Below are 16,372 nucleotides of genomic sequence, written 5' to 3' on the forward strand. Positions count from 1 at the left end.
GAACCTGAATTCCCGTCGTGACCGGCGGATTTCTGACTGAAGGGAAGTCGAGGAGGAAATGGTGGCGTTTTCATACCTCGCGGAACCGACGTGCCCCACGGTCGGATCCGCATTCGGTGGCAGGGGGTCCGGACGATGACTGCGGTCGGGGACAACACCGCGTTGGGAGGCGACGCGGCTCAGCCCGCGCCGCGTGCCGGGCGCAAGGAATGGCTGGCGCTCGGCGTGCTCGTACTGCCGCTGCTGCTGACCTCGATGGACATGACGGTGCTGTACTTCGCGGTGCCGTCCATCTCGGGCGAGCTCCATCCCAGCAGCACACAGCAGCTGTGGATGATCGACATCTACGCATTCGTGCTGTCCGGCCTGCTGATCACGATGGGCAGCGTCGGCGACCTCATCGGCCGGCGCCGACTGCTGATGATCGGTGCGTGCCTGTTCGGCGCGGCCTCCGTGCTCGCCGCGTACGCCGGCAGCGCCGAGACGCTCGTCATCGCCCGTGCCCTGCAGGGCCTGGGCGGCGCCACTCTGATGCCGTCCACCCTGTCTCTCGTCAGCAACATGTTCCGCAACGAGCAGCAGCGCCGTACGGCTATCTCGATCTGGGCGATCGGCAACTCCGCCGGCTCGGCCATCGGCCCGGTCATCAGCGGTGCACTGCTCAACAACTTCTGGTGGGGCTCGATCTTCCTGATCAACATCCCCGTGCTCGCGGTCATGCTGATCCTGGTCCCGGTGCTCGTCCCCGAGTTCCGCAGGCCGCGGGCCGACGTCGGCCGCTTCGACGTCCTGAGCGCCGTGCTGTCGCTCGTCGGCGTCCTCGCCGTCATCTGGGGACTCAAGGAGGTCGCCACCGACGGTCTCGAAGTCCCGCGGGTGGCCGCGATGGTGCTCGGTGTCGCCGTGCTCGGCGTGTTCCTGTTCCGGCAGACGCGGCTCAGCCATCCGATGATCGACCCGAAGCTGTTCCGCCGGCGTGGCTTCAGCCCGGCGATCAGCCTCAGCCTGCTGTCGTTCGCCTGCCTGATCGGCTACAGCGTCTTCACCACCCAGTACCTCATGGACGTGCTGGACATGAGGCCACTGGAGGCGGCCCTGTGGACCATGCCACCGCCCGCCCTGACCATGCTGATCGCTCCGTTCGCGGTGGTGCTGGCCAACCGGGTCCCACCCGCCTACGTGATCGGGGCGGCGTTTGCCCTCGTCGGTGCCGGGTTCCTGGTCATGACCCGGGTCGAAGCGGAGCAGAACCTCCTGGTGGTCATCTCGGGAGCCACCGCCATCGGAGTCGGCGCGGCCATCGTGCTCACCCTGGTCACCGACCTGGTGGTCGCCGCGGCGCCGCCGGAGCGCGCCGGGTCCGTCTCGGCCCTCACCCAGACCTTCCAGGACTTCGGCGGCGCTCTCGGCATCGCCGTGTTCGGCAGCATCGGGGCCGCCGTCTACCGGGGTGCCATGGCGGACGACAGGCCCGCCGGCGTCGCGCCGGACGTGTTCGAGAGTGCGCGGCAGACCCTCGGCGGCGCCGTCGAGGCCGCAGGCGCGCTGGGCGCGCGTCAGGCGCAGGCGCTGCTGTCGGTGGCGGACAAGGCGTTCGTGGACGCGATGCACGTCGCGGCATGGTTCGGCGCCGTCGTGGCCCTCGCGACCGCGGTGTTCACGGTGTGGCGGCTTCGGCACGTGCGCAACACCCCGCAGCCGCCCGAGCCCGGACCGGAGCCGCAGGCCGCGTCCGTATCGGCCACGCGGGCCGGATAGGGGGGTTAGGTACACCCCCTTTCCGCGTTCTAGAGCCATACCGGGGCCGGAGGCCCGCTCATAGTCTCGATTCAAGAGATCCGCAGTGAGACATATGAGAGTTCCGCAGACTGAGGAGAGACAAGTGGACACACTTGGCAACCGCGGAGTCACCGAGACTGTCCGTTTGGACTCCGTGCACAAGGTCTACAAGAGGGGCAGCACGTCCGTTTCCGCGCTGGCCGGTGTGTCCGTGGCTTTTCACCAGGGGACCTTCACGGCTGTGATGGGGCCCTCCGGTTCCGGCAAGAGCACCCTGCTGCACTGCGCGGCCGGGCTCGACGAGCCCACCAACGGATCGGTCGTCATCGACGGTGTCAGCCTCAAGGGCAAGAGCGAGACCGAGCTGACGCTGCTGCGTCGTGACAAGATCGGTTTCATCTTCCAGGCGTTCAACCTGCTGCCCGCCCTGACGGTCGAACAGAACGTGATCCTGCCGCTGCAGTTGGCGGGCCGCCGGCCGAACAGGAACTTCGTCCGGCAGGTCATCGCCGGCGTGGGCCTGAGCGATCGCGCCGGTCACCACCCCGCGGAACTCTCCGGTGGCCAGCAGCAGCGTGTCGCCATCGCCCGGGCCCTGGTCAGCCAGCCGGCGGTGATCTTCGCCGACGAGCCGACCGGTGCCCTGGACACGCGCACCGCGCGAGAGGTCCTCACGCTGCTCTCCGACTCCGTGAGCAAGGGCGGGCAGACCATCGTGATGGTCACCCACGATCCGGTGGCCGCCTCCTACGCGGACCGGGTGGTCTTCCTCGCCGACGGTCAGGTGGCGAGCGAGATGTACAACCCGACGGCCTCCGTGGTGGCCGAGCAGATGACCCATCTCGGTGACGCCGTCGCGGCGCGCACCGGTGCGGCCGTGGGGAGCATGTGATGTTCAAGCTCTCCCTTCGTACCGTGCGCTTCAGGTGGCGCAGTTTCCTCGCGACGTTCGTCGCGATGTGTCTCGCCGGCGTCATCATGACGGCCGGCGGCGCGATGATGGAGACGGGCCTGCGTGCCGTGCTGCCGGCGCAGCGTCTGAACGCCGCCCCGATCGTCGTCGCGGGCAACGGCGAGTACGAGCAGGCCGGCAGCCCCGTCGCCCACCTCAGCGAACGCGTCCGTGTCGACGCCTCGCTGGCAGGCGAACTGTCCTCGCTGCCCGGCGTGGACAAGGCGGTCGTCGACTGGTCCTTCGCCGCCGCGGCCCTCAAGGACGGCAAGCCCGTGGGCAAGAAGGAGGAGTCCTTCGGGCACGGCTGGCAGTCCGCGGCGCTCATGCCGTACGAGCTCGCCGAGGGCAGGGCCCCCACCGCACCCGGCGAGGTCGTGCTCGACGCCGGGGTCGCCCGGGAGGCGGGAGTCGGGGCCGGCAGCCGGATCGACGTGGCGCTCAAGGGCGGAACGCAGGAGTTCACCGTCACCGGTGTCGCCCAGCCCACCGGTGAGGCCGTGGAGTCCAGCCTGTTCTTCTCCGAGGCCGACGCCAAGCGGTTCGCCCCGGTGCCGGGCCAGGCCGACTCCATCGGCCTGCTGGTCAAGCCCGGTACGGACGTCACCGCCCTGGAGCAGCAGGTGGACCGGGCCATCGCGGACAGCGGCGCGGTCACCCTCACCGGGGACGAGCGCGGCAAGGCCGAGTACGCCGACGTCGACATGACCGACCTGATCGTCATCGCCGGCCTCCTCGTCGCCCTCGCACTGATGGTGGGCATCCTCGGCGTGGCGTCGACGCTCTCGCTCTCCTTCCAGCAGCGCATGAAGGAGATGGCGACGCTGCGCGCCATCGGCGCCACTCCCCGGCAGGTGCGCCGCATGGTGGTGGGCGAGACCGTCAGCATCTCCCTCATCGGCACCGCTCTTGCCGCCCTGCCCGGCCTGGCCGCGGGCAAGTGGCTGTTCGACGCCCTCACCGACACGGGCATCGCCCCCGAGGGCTTCGTCTTCTACCGCGGCTGGCTGCCGACCACCGTGGCGTGTGTGGTGGCGCTGATCTCCTCGGCGACCGCCGCGATCATCGCGGGGCGGCGCTCGGCACTGGCCAAGCCCACCGAAGCGCTCGCCGAGGAGGGCGAGCAGAAGTTCCGACTGGGCAAGGTCCGACTGATCTTCGCCATCATCTGCTTCCTGATCAGCGCCAACCTCTGGTACGTCGCGCTCAACCTCGTCACCGGTCCGCTGATCGCGAGCCCGTCGACCTTCGCGTCCATCTTCTTCGCGGTGGGTCTCGCGCTGCTCGGCCCCGTGATCTCCCGGGGACTCACCAAGGTCTTCGGACCGCTGCTGCAGTCGGTGACGGGCCTGTCCGGATACCTCGCGGCACTCAACACCCGGGCCAGGGCCGTGCGGATGGCCGCGGTGATCACCCCCGTCATGCTCCTGACCGGTATCGCCACGGCGAACCTGTACCTGATCTCGACCGAGAGCAGCGTCAAGAGCGTCTACACCGAGTCGCTGGTCAGCGACGCGGTGCTGCGCGGCGGCCCCGACGGTCTGGAGCCGGGCACGCTGGAGAAGGTCCGGGCGCTGCCCGAGGTCGAGACCGCCTCCGAGTTCGTCGCCAGCACCGGATTCATCGAGGCGCCGAAGGACCCGTGGGGCAACAAGGACCTGGAGGGCTGGCAGCTGCTCGGCTACACGCCGGACGCGGCTGCGGCGGTCGGCGCGGCGAAGGAGGCCGAGGGCAAGCTCGCCGACCTCGAAGGCAACTCGGTCGCCATCGCCAAGGAGTTCTCCAAGGAGCTCAAGGCCGGCATCGGCGACACCCTCACGGTGCGGTTCGGTGACGGGAACACCGAGAAGCTGAACATCGTCGCGCTCGTCGAGGCGAAGGCCAGCTTCGAGACGATCATGATGTCGGCGGACACCCTGGCCAAGCACACCCGCAGCACCCTGCCGAGCCACATCGTGGTCGCCCCGAAGCCCGGTGTGGACGACACACAGCTCGCCGCCGCGCTCGGCAAGGTCACGGCCCAGCTGCCGGGGACCGAGGTCGTCGACCGCGACCGGCTCACCGACGCCTTCGCCCACCACCTCGGTGCGCAGGCTCTGGTCAGCTACCTGATGATCGGCACGCTGCTCGGGTACATCACCATCTCCGTGATGAACAGCCTGTGGCTGGCGGTGCGCGGTCGCACCCGCGAGTTCGGTCTGCAGCGGCTCACCGGCGCCACCCGCGCCCAGGTGATGCGCATGATGGCGTACGAAGGCGGCATGACCGCCGGAATCGGCATCCTCCTCGGCACGCTCGTCGCCCCGATGACGCTGATCCCCTTCAGCCTCGCCCGGGCCGACTCCCTGACGCCGACCGGGCCCCTGTGGATGTACTTCGCCACGATCGGGTTCGCGGGTCTGCTCACCGTCGGTGCCACCCTGGTACCGGCCTGGCAGGCGCTCAAGGTCCGGCCTCTGGAGGCCGCGGCGCCCGCCTGACCGGCCGGCACCTGCGTAGACCTCCCCACCACCGTTCAGCGCCCGCTTTCCTCCCCCGGAGCGGGCGCTGAACCATGTCCGGAGACCATGTCCGGAACAGCATGGGAGGCGCGGCATTAGGGGTCAAATAGGGGGGCCGCGGAAATGACGTCCACCCCTAGCCTGATGGCATGACAGAGACTTCCTCCCCTGCGCAGAATGCCGATGAGCTGCCCGCATTTCCGATGGAGCGGAAATGCCCGTACAGCCCGCCGCCCGCATACTCCGAGATGCGCAGCAAGAATCCCGTCACCAAGGTGAAAATGGCGCTCTCCGGGCGTGAGGTGTGGGTGGTCGCCCGGCAGGAGGACGTGCGCCGCGTCCTCACCTCGCCGGCCATGAGCTCGAGCGTCAAGCTGCCCAACTACCCGCTGCAGTTCCCGGTGCCCGACGAGGTCCTGCAGACCATGGAGCTGCCGCTCGTGGCGATGGACGCGCCGGACCACACGGTGCGCCGCCGCGCCCTCATCCCGGAACTCACCGTCAAGCGCATGCAGGCCCTGCGGCCGCGCATCCAGCAGGTCGTCGACGAGCACATCGACGCGATGCTGGCGACCGGCGGCCCGGTCGACCTGGTCCAGGCGCTCGCCATCCCGGTCCCCTCGCTGATCTTCTGTGAACTGATGGGCGTACCCGCCGAGGACACCGAGACCTTCCGCGCCTTCGCCGAGACGACCGTCAAGAGCGACGTGAGTCCCGAGGAAGTCGGCTCCGCCACCGCTCAGATGGACGTCTACCTCGGCAAGCTGGTGGCGGAGAAGGCCGAGCGGGGCACCGACGACCTGCTCGGCCGGATTATTGCCCGCAACAAGGAGACCGGTGCCCTCGAGCACGGGGACATCGTCGCGCTCGCGCGCATGCTGCTGTTCGGCGGCTTCGACACCATCACCAACATGATCGCGCTGGGCACGGCGATGCTGCTCCGCCATCCCGATCAGCTCGCGGAGATCAAGCGGGACCCGTCCCTGACCGGCAACGCGATCGAGGAGCTGCTGCGCTACCTGAGCATCGCCGACTCGGCCACGGCGCGCGTCGCGACGGAGGACATCGAGATCGCCGGGGTCACCATCCGGGCGGGCGAGGGCATCATCGCGCTGAACGGCTCGGCCAACCGGGACGAGACGGCCTTCGAGGACCCCGACACCTTCGACATCCACCGCGAGATCGAACTGCACTCGGCGTTCGGCCATGGAATCCACCAGTGCCCCGGCGCCAGCCTCGTCCGGGTCGAGTTGGAGATCGTCTTCAACACCTTGTTCTCCCGCATCCCCGGCCTGCGTCTGGCGGTCGCCGAGGAGGAACTCGCCTTCAAGAGCCACACGCTCATCCACGGCATGCACTCCCTTCCCGTCACCTGGTGACCGCCGGGACCGGTATGCGGGACGGACGGTTGCGCGATGCGTATCGACATCGACCGTGAGCGCTGTGTCGGCTCGGGCATGTGCGTGTACGCCCTGCCCGCTGTCTTCGACCAGAGCGACGAGGACGGCCGCGTGGTGTTGGCCGGAGGGGACCCGCCGACCGGGTACGGCGCCCCCTCCATACGGGCGTTGAGGGCCGCTGCCGCCGGCTGCCCGGTCGCCGCGATCTCCCTCGGCGAGGACTGAGCCGGGTCTCCCCCGCCGTGTCCGAGGTGGTGTCAGGTACACCCCGGTCCGGGTGCCGGGCCCCGTGTGCGCGAGGCCCGGAACGCCGAGACTGGTGGCGGGCCGGCACGGCACCGGTCGGACGACAGGAGGAGACAGGTGAGCAGGTCAAGGGTGCACGACACGTGGGTCACCGCGCTGCAGGGGCTGGTGCTGGCCGTCACCGCGCTCGTGGGCGGCGTGCTGCTGCTCGTGCTGACCGCCGTGTCACTGGCTCTGCTTCCCATCGGGATCGGCCTGTTCACCACCCCCGCCGTCCTCGCGGCGGTTCGCGCGCACGCGACCTCACGCCGCCGGCTCGCGGCGGCCTGGAGCGGCCAGGACATTCCCTCTCCCTACCGGCTGCTGCCCGCGAACGCCCGCCGGGGCGTGGCGGGCTGCGTACGGCGCTGCCGCGCCATGCTGAAGGATCCCGCCACCTGGCGCGACGTGGGATGGCTGGCACTCGACTCGACCGTGGGCTTCGCCGTCGCACTCTCGCCGGCTCTGCTGACCGTCTACGGAGCGCACGGTGTCCTGCTGGTGTTCGGGCTGTGGCAGCCGCTGGCCGACGGCGACTCGACGAACTGGTACACCGTCGTGCCCGTCACCGGCTGGGGCACCGCCTTCCTCGCCGCTCTGGTCGGGGCCGGTTTGCTGGCCGTGGCCGCCCGCGTCAACCCGGTGCTCGTGAGGACGTACTTCCGGCTGTTGGGCCCCGGCCCGCTGCTGGCGCCCGCCGCGACGGCCGCCGCGCCCGGCAGGGACCGGCTGGCCGACGGCTGGCGCGAGGCGACCGACACCCTGCTGGTCGGGGCGCGGCGCACCGAGCGGGCCGTGCGCGAGGCCGTGCAGGCCCGGCGACAGGGAACGGATACGGGACCGGCGTGGCCCGGTGCCGGCGGCCCGGAGCCGGCCCCTGCTCCCTCGGCCGCGCCCGGCCCGGCGCCCGCGGCCGTGCCCGCCCCTGCTCCTTCGGCCGCGCCCGCCCCGGTGCCCCCCGTGCACCCCGCGCCCGTCCAGGAGTCCGTTCACCGTGCGGGGGCCGTCGGGGCCCCCGCCGCGGCGGACCTGGTCGCCGGGGTACGACGTCTTGCGGCTGCCATGTCGATGCCCGTGACGCTGGACGTCGTACCCCTCCCCGGCTGGGACCCCGTGGCCGAGCAGGCGGCCCTGCGCATGGTCGGTGAAGCCCTCGGCAACGCGGCACGGCACGCCGGCGCCCGGCGCGTGTGGGTGACGCTGTCCGTGCGGGAGGGACTGCTGCACGTCATGGTCCGGGACGACGGGCGGGGCGGCGCCCGCCTCGCCCGCCCCGGGGGCCTGGCCAGGCTGGAGCGGGAGCTGGCCGCGATCGGCGGCATGCTCAAGGTCGACAGCCCGGACGGCGGCCCCACGGAGATCGGCGCCGTCATTCCGTGGACCGCCTCGGCGGCCGCCTGAGGACATACGCGCACGGCACCGAATCGGCTCCCGGCCCAGTACGGCCGGGAGCCGGATTCTGTTGTCACGGCCGCCTTGTTAGGGGTCGCTTAAGGGGTCTTGGGGTGCATTCCCGTCACTAGCGTTCGTGGTCAATTCGCCCTAGACCCCGGAGCTGACGCCGTGATTGAACTCCCCGACGACAGCGGTTCGCTGACGCGCTATCAGCCGAGTCGAGAGCCGCGCGCCCTCACCCCCGACAGCACCCCGTTCCGCAGCCGGTCCGTGCTTGCCGCCGCTCCGGTCGTCGGCGACCCGTTCGCGCCGAACGAGCCCTTCGGCCCGCCGCTCGGCCCTCCGCCGCCGCAGGCCCTCGACTGGGAGGCCACCCTCGCCGTCCGCCGGCAGCTGTGGTCCCACGGGTTCACCGTCGCGGAGGCCCTGGACACCGCCCACCGGGGCGCCGGTCTGGACTGGCCGACCGCCGCGGAGCTGATCCGCCGCACCGGGGCTGCGGCCGCGGAGTCGGGCGGCCGGTTCGCCGCCGGGGTGTGGACCGACCAGCTCGACCCGTTCACCCCGCACTCCCGCGAGGCCGTCGTCGCCGCCTACGAGGAGCAGCTGGAGGTCGTCAACGAAGCGGGAGGCCAGCCGGTCATCCAGGCCAGTGCGGCTCTCGCCGGTGCCGTCGGCAGCGCCGAGGAGTACGCGGAGGTGTACGCGGGCCTGCTGCGCCGGTCCGCCCAGCCGGCGGTGCTGCACTGGCTGCTGCCCGAGTGGGTGCCCGGTCACACCGGATACTGGGGCCACCAGGACCCGGCGGCGGCGACGGAGGCGTTCCTCGCCGTGATCGCCGACAACGCCGACAAGGTCGACGGCGTGAAGGTCGCCCCCCTCACCCCCGAGGCCGAGATCGCCCTGCGGCGCCGGCTGCCGGAGGGCGTGCGGTTCTACACCGGCGACTACGACACGTACGCCGAGCTGATCGCCGGTGACGGACACGGCCACAGCGACGCGCTGTCGCCGGTGTTCACCCCGATCGCGCCACTGGCCGGCCAGGCCCTGCGCGCGCTCGACGCGGGCGACCCGGACTCCTTCCGCAAGCAGCTCGGCCAGGCCGACGAGCTGTCCGCCCACCTGTTCCAGGGACCGGGCCGCAGCACGCTCTTCTTCAAGACCGGACTGGTTTTCCTCAGCTGGCTCTCGGGCCACATCGGCCATCACCGCATGGTGTGGGCCGAGCACGGCGCGCGGTCCGTGCCGCACCTGGCGAAGGCGTACCGGCTCGCGGACGAACTGGGCCTGTTCCCCGACCCCGAACTGGCCGCGCACCGCATCGCCCGGTTCCTCGACGTGTCAGGGGTCCCGCAGGAAGGCGTCAGCCGATGACCAGGGCGGTGGTGCTCGGCGGCGGCATGGCGGGCATGCTGTCCGCCGCCGTGCTCGCCGGGCACGGGAGCGACGTCACGATCGTCGAGGGCGACGCGTTCCCCGACCGGCCCGACCCGCGCAAAGGCCTGCCGCAGGGGTACCACAACCACATGTTCATGAGCGGCGGGGTGCGTGCCGCCGACACCCTGCTGCCCGGGCTGTCGGACGCGCTGTACGCGGCCGGTGCGAAGCGCCGCGGCATGCCCGCCGATCTGCTGACCCTGTCCGCGGAGGGCTGGTATCGGCGGCACCGCACCGGTGACGCCCATGTGCTGCTGTGCAGCCGGGCCCTCCTCGACCACACGCTGCGCGAGCGGGTGCTGGCCGACCCCCGGATCACGCTGATCGAGTCCGCCAAGGTCACCGGACTCGACGGATCGGCCGCCCGGATCACCGGGGTGCGGATCGAACGCGACGGCGATCCCGCCCGGACGCTTCCGGCGGACTTCGTCGTCGACGCCACCGGGCGCCGCTCCAAGGCTGCGGCCTGGCTGACCGAGCTCGGGCTGCCCGAGGTGCAGGAAGACCGCGTCGATGCCGGCTTCGCCTACGCCAGCAGGCTGTACGAGGCCCCGCCGGAAACCCCCGAGGACTTCCCCGGGGTGCTGATACAGGCGCAGAACGGCACCGGCGAACCGGGCCGGGGCGCCGCGCTGCTGCCCAACGAGGGCAACCGCTGGATCGTCGCCCTGATCGGCACCCGGGGCGGTCAGCCGCCCACCGACGAACAGGGGTTCGCCGACTTCGCCCGTTCCCTGCGCGACCCCGTCATCGCCGACCTCATCGCGCAGGCCACGCCCGCCGGGCGCATCCAGGCCTATCGGGGCCTGCCCAACTGGCGCCGGCACTACGAGAAGCTGCCCCTGCCCGAGGGCTTCGTCGTCATCGGTGACGCCGCCACCACGCTCAACCCCAACTACGCGACCGGCATGTCCATCGCCGCGCTCGGCGCGGTGGCGCTGCGCACCGAGCTGGACCGCACCGGTCTGGCGCCGGGGCTCGGCAAGCGGGCCCAGGCCGCGATCGCCCGGTCCTCCCTCGGCCCCTGGCAGATGGCGACCGGCACCGACCAGTGGTTCCCGGAGGCCACCTCCACCCTCAAGCGCGGCCCCGAGCTGCTGCGCCGCTTCACCGCCCGGTTCGCGCGCATGACCACGGAGCACGCCGGCCTGTCCGGCGCCTCGTTCAAGGTGGCCGCGCTCGAGGCGCCGCCGAGCAGCATGATGACGCTGCCCGCCCTGCTGACCGTGTTCCGCGGTCCGCGCGAGCGGCCGCTGACGCGCCAGGAGGCGATGGCGCAGTACCCCGAGTTCGGCGACCTGCTCCGCCCGTCGGCCACGGGCGGCCAGCAGTCGCAGCCGGCGTGAACCCGACGCCACCCGTCCCCATTCCCGGTACGCGGTCCGGCAGCCCCGTTTTGTAGGGGCTGCCGGACCGATTAGGGGTTGGCGGGCCGATGAGGCGCGCTCAGGATTTGTAGGCGAATCCTTCTGCGCGACTCCTTCCGCATGACGCGCGTGAGTTCGTTAATCAATTCGAGGGGTGTCCTGGGTGAGCGGTGAGGAAATGCCTCCGGCGATGCCGTGGCTGATCTCGGGAAAGAGCGCGCAGGCGCTTCGTGCCCAGGCAGAACGGCTCCATTCGTACCTGACCGAGCAGCCCGGTGCGGAGCCGGCCGACATCGGTCTGTCGCTGGCCACGACACGGGCCGTCCTGCCCCACCGCGCGGTGGTCCTCGGGCCGGACCGCGAGAGCCTGCTGACCGGCCTCGACGCGCTGGCCGGCGAGAGGGCCGGCGGCACCGTCGTATCGGGAACGGTGACCGGCGGTCCTCCTCGCGTCGCGTTCGTCTTCCCCGGGCAGGGCTCGCAGTGGGCCCGCATGGGCGTCGACCTCCTCGACGCCTCACCGGTGTTCGCGGCACGGATGGCCGAATGCGCCGACGCCCTGGCGCCTTTCGTCGACTGGGACCTGGAAGGCGTGCTCCGCGAACGCCCGGGCCGGCCCACGCTGGATCCGGTGGACGTGGTGCAGCCCGTGCTGTGGGCGGTGATGGTCTCCCTCGCCGCCCTGTGGCGCTCCTACGGCGTCGAACCCGCTGCCGTCGTGGGCCACTCGCAGGGCGAGATCGCCGCCGCCGCGGTGTCCGGCGCTCTAAGCCTCGACGACGCCGCCCGCGTCGTCGCCCTGCGCAGCCGCCTCATCCGCGAGGAACTGGCCGGCAAGGGCGGCATGATCTCGGTGGCGCTCCCCGCGGCCGTACTGCGTGATCGTCTGCGCCCTTGGGAGGGCCGCATCCAGCTTGCCGCGGTCAACGGACCCGGCACCGCCGTCGTGTGCGGCGAGACCGACGCCCTCGACGAGCTCTTCGACCAGCTCACGGCGGAGGGTGCGCGGGTGCGCCGGATCCCGGTGGACTACGCCTCGCACTCGCACTACGTGGAATCCATCCGGGACCGGCTCATCGACGTCCTGGGCCCGATCCGTCCGCGAACCCCGGACATCCCGTTCTTCTCCACGGTCACGGGCGGTGTCCTGGACACCGCGGCGTGCGACGCCGAGTACTGGTACACCAACCTCCGGCAGACCGTCCGGTTCGAAGAGGCCGTACAGGCGCTGCTCGCCGACGGAATCGGTCTGTTCGTCGAATCCAGCCCGCACCACGTGCTCACGGTCGGCGTCCAGGAGACCGCCGACGCCGCTGGGCGTGCGGTCTCCGCCATCGGCTCCCTGCGCCGGGACGAGGGCGGCCTGCTCCGGTTCGCCACCTCCCTGGCCGAGGCTTCCCTGCGAGGCGCACGGGTCGACTGGACCCCGTTCTACGCCGGGGCCCGGGTCGTCGACCTTCCCACCTACGCGTTCCAGCGACGCCGCTACTGGCTGAACGTGCCCACTCCGGGCGACGAGGTCGCCGGCATCGGACAGGAGCCCGTCGACCACCCGCTGCTGGGCGCCGAGGTCCGGCCTGCCGAGACGGGCGGCCACCTGTTCACCAGCCGTCTCTCCCTCGGCACCCACCCCTGGCTCGCGGACCACGAGGCGCTCGGCGCCGTCCTGCTGCCCGGCAGCGCCTTCGTGGAGCTCGCCCTCCGGGCAGGTGACCAGGCCGGCGGCGGCACCCTCGACGAGCTGACCCTGCACGCCCCGCTGGTGCTGCCCGAGCACGGTGGCGTCGCTCTCCAGGTGATGCTCGGCCCGGCCGACGACAACGGCGACCGCGCCGTGAGCATCCACTCGCGGGCCGACGGCGACGACGTGCCGTGGATCCGGCACGCCGGCGGTGTGTTCTCCGCCCGGCGCTCCGAGGCCGGCTTCGAGCTCACCCAGTGGCCGCCGGCCGGCGCCGAGCCGATCGGTCTGGACGGCGCCTACGAGGAACTCTTCGGCCGCGGCTACGCCTACGGCCCCCTCTTCCAAGGGCTGACAGCCCTGTGGCGGCGCGGCGACGAGATCTTCGCCGAGGTGCGCCTGCCCGAGCAGGCCCACGCCGACGCCCAGCGGTTCGGGCTGCACCCCGCGCTGCTCGACGCCGCCCTGCACGCCGAGCTCGTCGGCGACGGCGAGCCCGGCGACGAAACGGTTCTTCCGTTCGCGTGGACCGACGTCTCGCTGTACGCCGTCGGAGCCACCTCGCTGCGCGTGCGGCTGGCGAGCGACGGCCGCGGAAACACCGAACTCCAGGCCGCCGACGACACGGGCGCCCCCATTCTCGGCGTGGGATCCATCGCCGCCCGAGCGGTCTCCGCCGACCAGATCGGTGCCGCGGGTGCCCGCCGCGACCTCCCCTACCGCCCCGTGTGGGTCCCGGCCGCGGCCGACGCCGCCGCGGCCGGGGCGGCCGACGAGGCAGGCCGGTTCGCCGACCTCGCCGCGCTGCGCGCTGCCGAGCCGGTCCCCGGGACGGCCGTCGTCGAACTCTCCGCGCCCGACGGCGCTGTGCCCGACGCCGCTCGCGCCACCGCCCACCGCGCCCTCGAACTCGTCCAGACCTGGTTGGGCGACGAACGGTTCAGCGGGTCGCGCCTCGTCGTCGTCACACGCGGCGCGGTCGCCATCGAGGGCGATCCCGCCCCCGACCCCGTACTGGCCCCCGCCTGGGGCCTGGTGCGCGCTGCCCAGGCGGAGCACCCCGGCCTCTTCGTGCTGGCCGACGTCGACGCCTCCTCCGAGGCCGCCCTACAGGCCGCGCTCGCCACGGGCGAGTCCGAACTGATGCTGCGCGGCGGTCAGACGTACGTACCGCGCCTGGTACGCGCCGAGACCGAGGACACCACCGGCACCGCCCTCGACCCGGAGGGCACCGTTCTGATCACCGGCGGCACCGGTGGCCTCGGCGCACTCGTCGCCCGGCACCTGGTCACCGAACACGGCGTACGCCACCTCCTCCTCACCAGCCGCCGCGGCCCCGACGCCCCCGGCGCCACCCAACTCCACGACGAACTCACCGCCGCCGGCGCCACCGTCACCCTCGCCGCCTGCGACGTCGCAGACCGACAGGCCCTCGCCACCCTGCTCGACACCATCCCCACAGCGCACCCCCTCACCGGCGTCGTCCACGCCGCCGGCGTCCTCGACGACGGCCTCCTCACCTCCCTCAGCCAGGACAGTCTGGACACCGCCCTGGCCCCCAAGGTCGACGCCGCCTGGCACCTCCACGAGCTGACCGCCGACCGCGACCTGGCGCTGTTCGTCCTGTTCTCCTCCGCTGCCGGTGTCCTGGGCGCCGCCGGGCAGGCGAACTACGCCGCCGCCAACGTGTTCCTCGACGCCCTCGCCGCCCAGCGCAAGGCTGCCGGGCTGCCCGCGGTCTCCATGGCGTGGGGCCTGTGGGCCGAGGGCACCGGCATGACCGGACAGCTGGGCGAGGCCGACATCGAACGGCTGCGCCGACAGGGCTTCCCCGCCATGACGACGACCGAGGGACTGGCCCTGTTCGACCAGGCGCTCGACTCCGCCGAGCCGCTCCTGCTGCTGCTCCACCTCGGTATGGCCGCACTGCGGGCCCAGGCGGCCGCCGGACTCCTCCAGGGGATCCTGCGCGATCTCGTGCGCGTCCCCACCCGCAAGGCGGCCGCTGCCAGCGCCGCAGGCACCGGTTCGTTGGCCGACCGGCTTGCCCGGCTGCCCGAGGCGGAACGCGACAGCCTGCTCCTGGACCTGGTGAGCACCCATGTCGCCGACGTCCTCGGCCACGAATCCGCCGACGCCGTCGAGTCCGACCGTGCCTTCAAGGAACTCGGCTTCGACTCGCTCACCGCGGTCGAACTGCGCAACCGGCTCACCACCGCGACCGGACTGCGCCTACCCGCCACCCTGGTCTTCGACCACCCGACCGCCCGCTCCGCCGCCCTGTACCTGAAGCAGGCGGCGCTCGGCTCCTCCGGGGCCGTCCCCGCTCCCGCCCCGGCCGCGGCCCACGACGAGCCCATCGCCATCGTCGCCATGGCCTGCCGGTTCCCGGGAGGCGTCGAGAGCCCGGAGGACCTGTGGCGGCTGGTCTCCGAAGGCGCGGAGGCCGTCACCGAGTTTCCCACCGACCGCGGCTGGGACATCGAGGACGTCTACCACCCTGTGCCCGGTACGCCGGGGAAGACGTACACCCGCTCGGGCGGCTTCCTGCACGACGCCGCCGAGTTCGACGCCTCCTTCTTCGGGGTCAGCCCCAACGAGGCGCTGGCCATGGACCCGCAGCAGCGCCTGCTGCTGGAGACGTCCTGGGAGGTCTTCGAACGGGCCGGCATCGACCCCGCGGTCCTCAAGGGCACCCCCACCGGCGTGTTCACCGGTGCGATGTACCACGACTACGCCCGCTCCCGCGCCACCGGCTCGATCGCATCCGGACGGCTGTCCTACACCTACGGCCTGGAGGGTCCGGCCGTCACGGTGGACACCGCCTGCTCGTCGTCACTGGTGGCGTTGCACCTGGCGATCCAGGCCCTGCGCACCGGTGAGTGCTCCCTGGCGCTCGCGGGCGGCGTGACCGTCATGGCCACCCCCGAGGTACTCGTCGAGTTCGGGCTCCAGCAAGGCCTGTCCCCGGACGGCCGCTGCCGCTCCTTCGGCGACGGCGCCGACGGCACCGGCTTCTCCGAGGGCGTGGGCCTGCTGCTGGTGGAGCGGCTGTCCGACGCGCGTGCCAACGGCCACCCCGTGCTCGCCGTGGTGCGCGGTACGGCCGTCAACCAGGACGGCGCGAGCAACGGCTTCTCCGCCCCCAACGGCCCCTCCCAGCAGCGTGTGATCCGGCAGGCGCTGGCGAACGCCGGCCTCGCCGGGAGCGATGTGGACGTCGTCGAGGCGCACGGTACGGGTACGACGCTGGGCGACCCGATCGAGGCGCAGGCGCTGCTGGCGACGTACGGGCAGGAGCGTCCCGAGGACCGGCCGTTGTGGCTCGGCTCCATCAAGTCGAACATCGGGCACGCCCAGGCGGCGGCGGGCGTCGCCGGCGTGATCAAGATGGTCCAGGCGATCCGCCACGATTCCCTACCGGGCACCCTGCACGCCGACGAGCCGTCGTCGAAGGTGGACTGGGATTCGGGGAACGTCCGGTTGCTGACGGAGTCGCGGCCGTGGCCGGAGACGGGCCGTCCGCGTCGGGCGGGCGTGTCGTCGTTCGGGATCAGCGGCACGAACGCCCACGT

General features: G+C 72.0%; 9 protein-coding genes. All 9 read left to right on the forward strand.

Annotation, left to right across the window (positions count from 1 at the left end):
• Positions 1 to 135: 135 nt before the first annotated feature.
• Positions 136 to 1,758 (forward strand): MFS transporter, encoded by a 1,623-nt coding sequence (locus tag AB0A69_RS33005; protein ID WP_361429667.1) that lies wholly within the window; start codon positions 136 to 138, stop codon positions 1,756 to 1,758.
• Between the two features lie 94 nt (positions 1,759 to 1,852).
• Positions 1,853 to 2,671: an ABC transporter ATP-binding protein gene (locus AB0A69_RS33010; RefSeq protein WP_361429669.1), complete on the forward strand. Its 819-nt coding sequence runs from the start codon at positions 1,853 to 1,855 to the stop codon at positions 2,669 to 2,671.
• Positions 2,671 to 5,211, forward strand: a complete 2,541-nt coding sequence (locus tag AB0A69_RS33015) for an FtsX-like permease family protein (RefSeq protein ID WP_361429671.1) — start codon at positions 2,671 to 2,673, stop codon at positions 5,209 to 5,211. Before AB0A69_RS33010 ends, AB0A69_RS33015 begins: the two co-directional genes overlap by 1 nt.
• A 269-nt stretch (positions 5,212 to 5,480) precedes the next feature.
• Positions 5,481 to 6,611: a cytochrome P450 gene (locus tag AB0A69_RS33020; protein ID WP_361429673.1), complete on the forward strand. Its 1,131-nt coding sequence runs from the start codon at positions 5,481 to 5,483 to the stop codon at positions 6,609 to 6,611.
• A gap of 36 nt (positions 6,612 to 6,647) precedes the next feature.
• Positions 6,648 to 6,857, forward strand: coding sequence for a ferredoxin (locus tag AB0A69_RS33025; RefSeq protein ID WP_361429675.1), 210 nt, complete (start codon positions 6,648 to 6,650; stop codon positions 6,855 to 6,857).
• A 138-nt stretch (positions 6,858 to 6,995) separates the two neighbouring features.
• A complete protein-coding gene (locus AB0A69_RS33030) occupies positions 6,996 to 8,318 on the forward strand; it encodes a sensor domain-containing protein (protein WP_361429677.1) in 1,323 nt (440 codons plus the stop codon).
• A gap of 162 nt (positions 8,319 to 8,480) precedes the next feature.
• Positions 8,481 to 9,686 (forward strand): DUF993 family protein, encoded by a 1,206-nt coding sequence (locus AB0A69_RS33035; protein WP_361429679.1) that lies wholly within the window; start codon positions 8,481 to 8,483, stop codon positions 9,684 to 9,686.
• On the forward strand, positions 9,683 to 11,095 hold the full coding sequence (locus tag AB0A69_RS33040; protein ID WP_361429681.1) for an FAD-dependent monooxygenase: 1,413 nt from the start codon (positions 9,683 to 9,685) through the stop codon (positions 11,093 to 11,095). Before AB0A69_RS33035 ends, AB0A69_RS33040 begins: the two co-directional genes overlap by 4 nt.
• Before the next feature lie 184 nt (positions 11,096 to 11,279).
• Positions 11,280 to 16,372, forward strand: a 5,093-nt coding sequence (locus tag AB0A69_RS33045) for a type I polyketide synthase (protein ID WP_361429683.1), incomplete at its 3' end; no start/stop codon positions are given.

Source organism: Streptomyces sp. NPDC045431 (assembly GCF_040646655.1).
Taxonomy (GTDB): Bacteria; Actinomycetota; Actinomycetes; order Streptomycetales; family Streptomycetaceae; genus Streptomyces.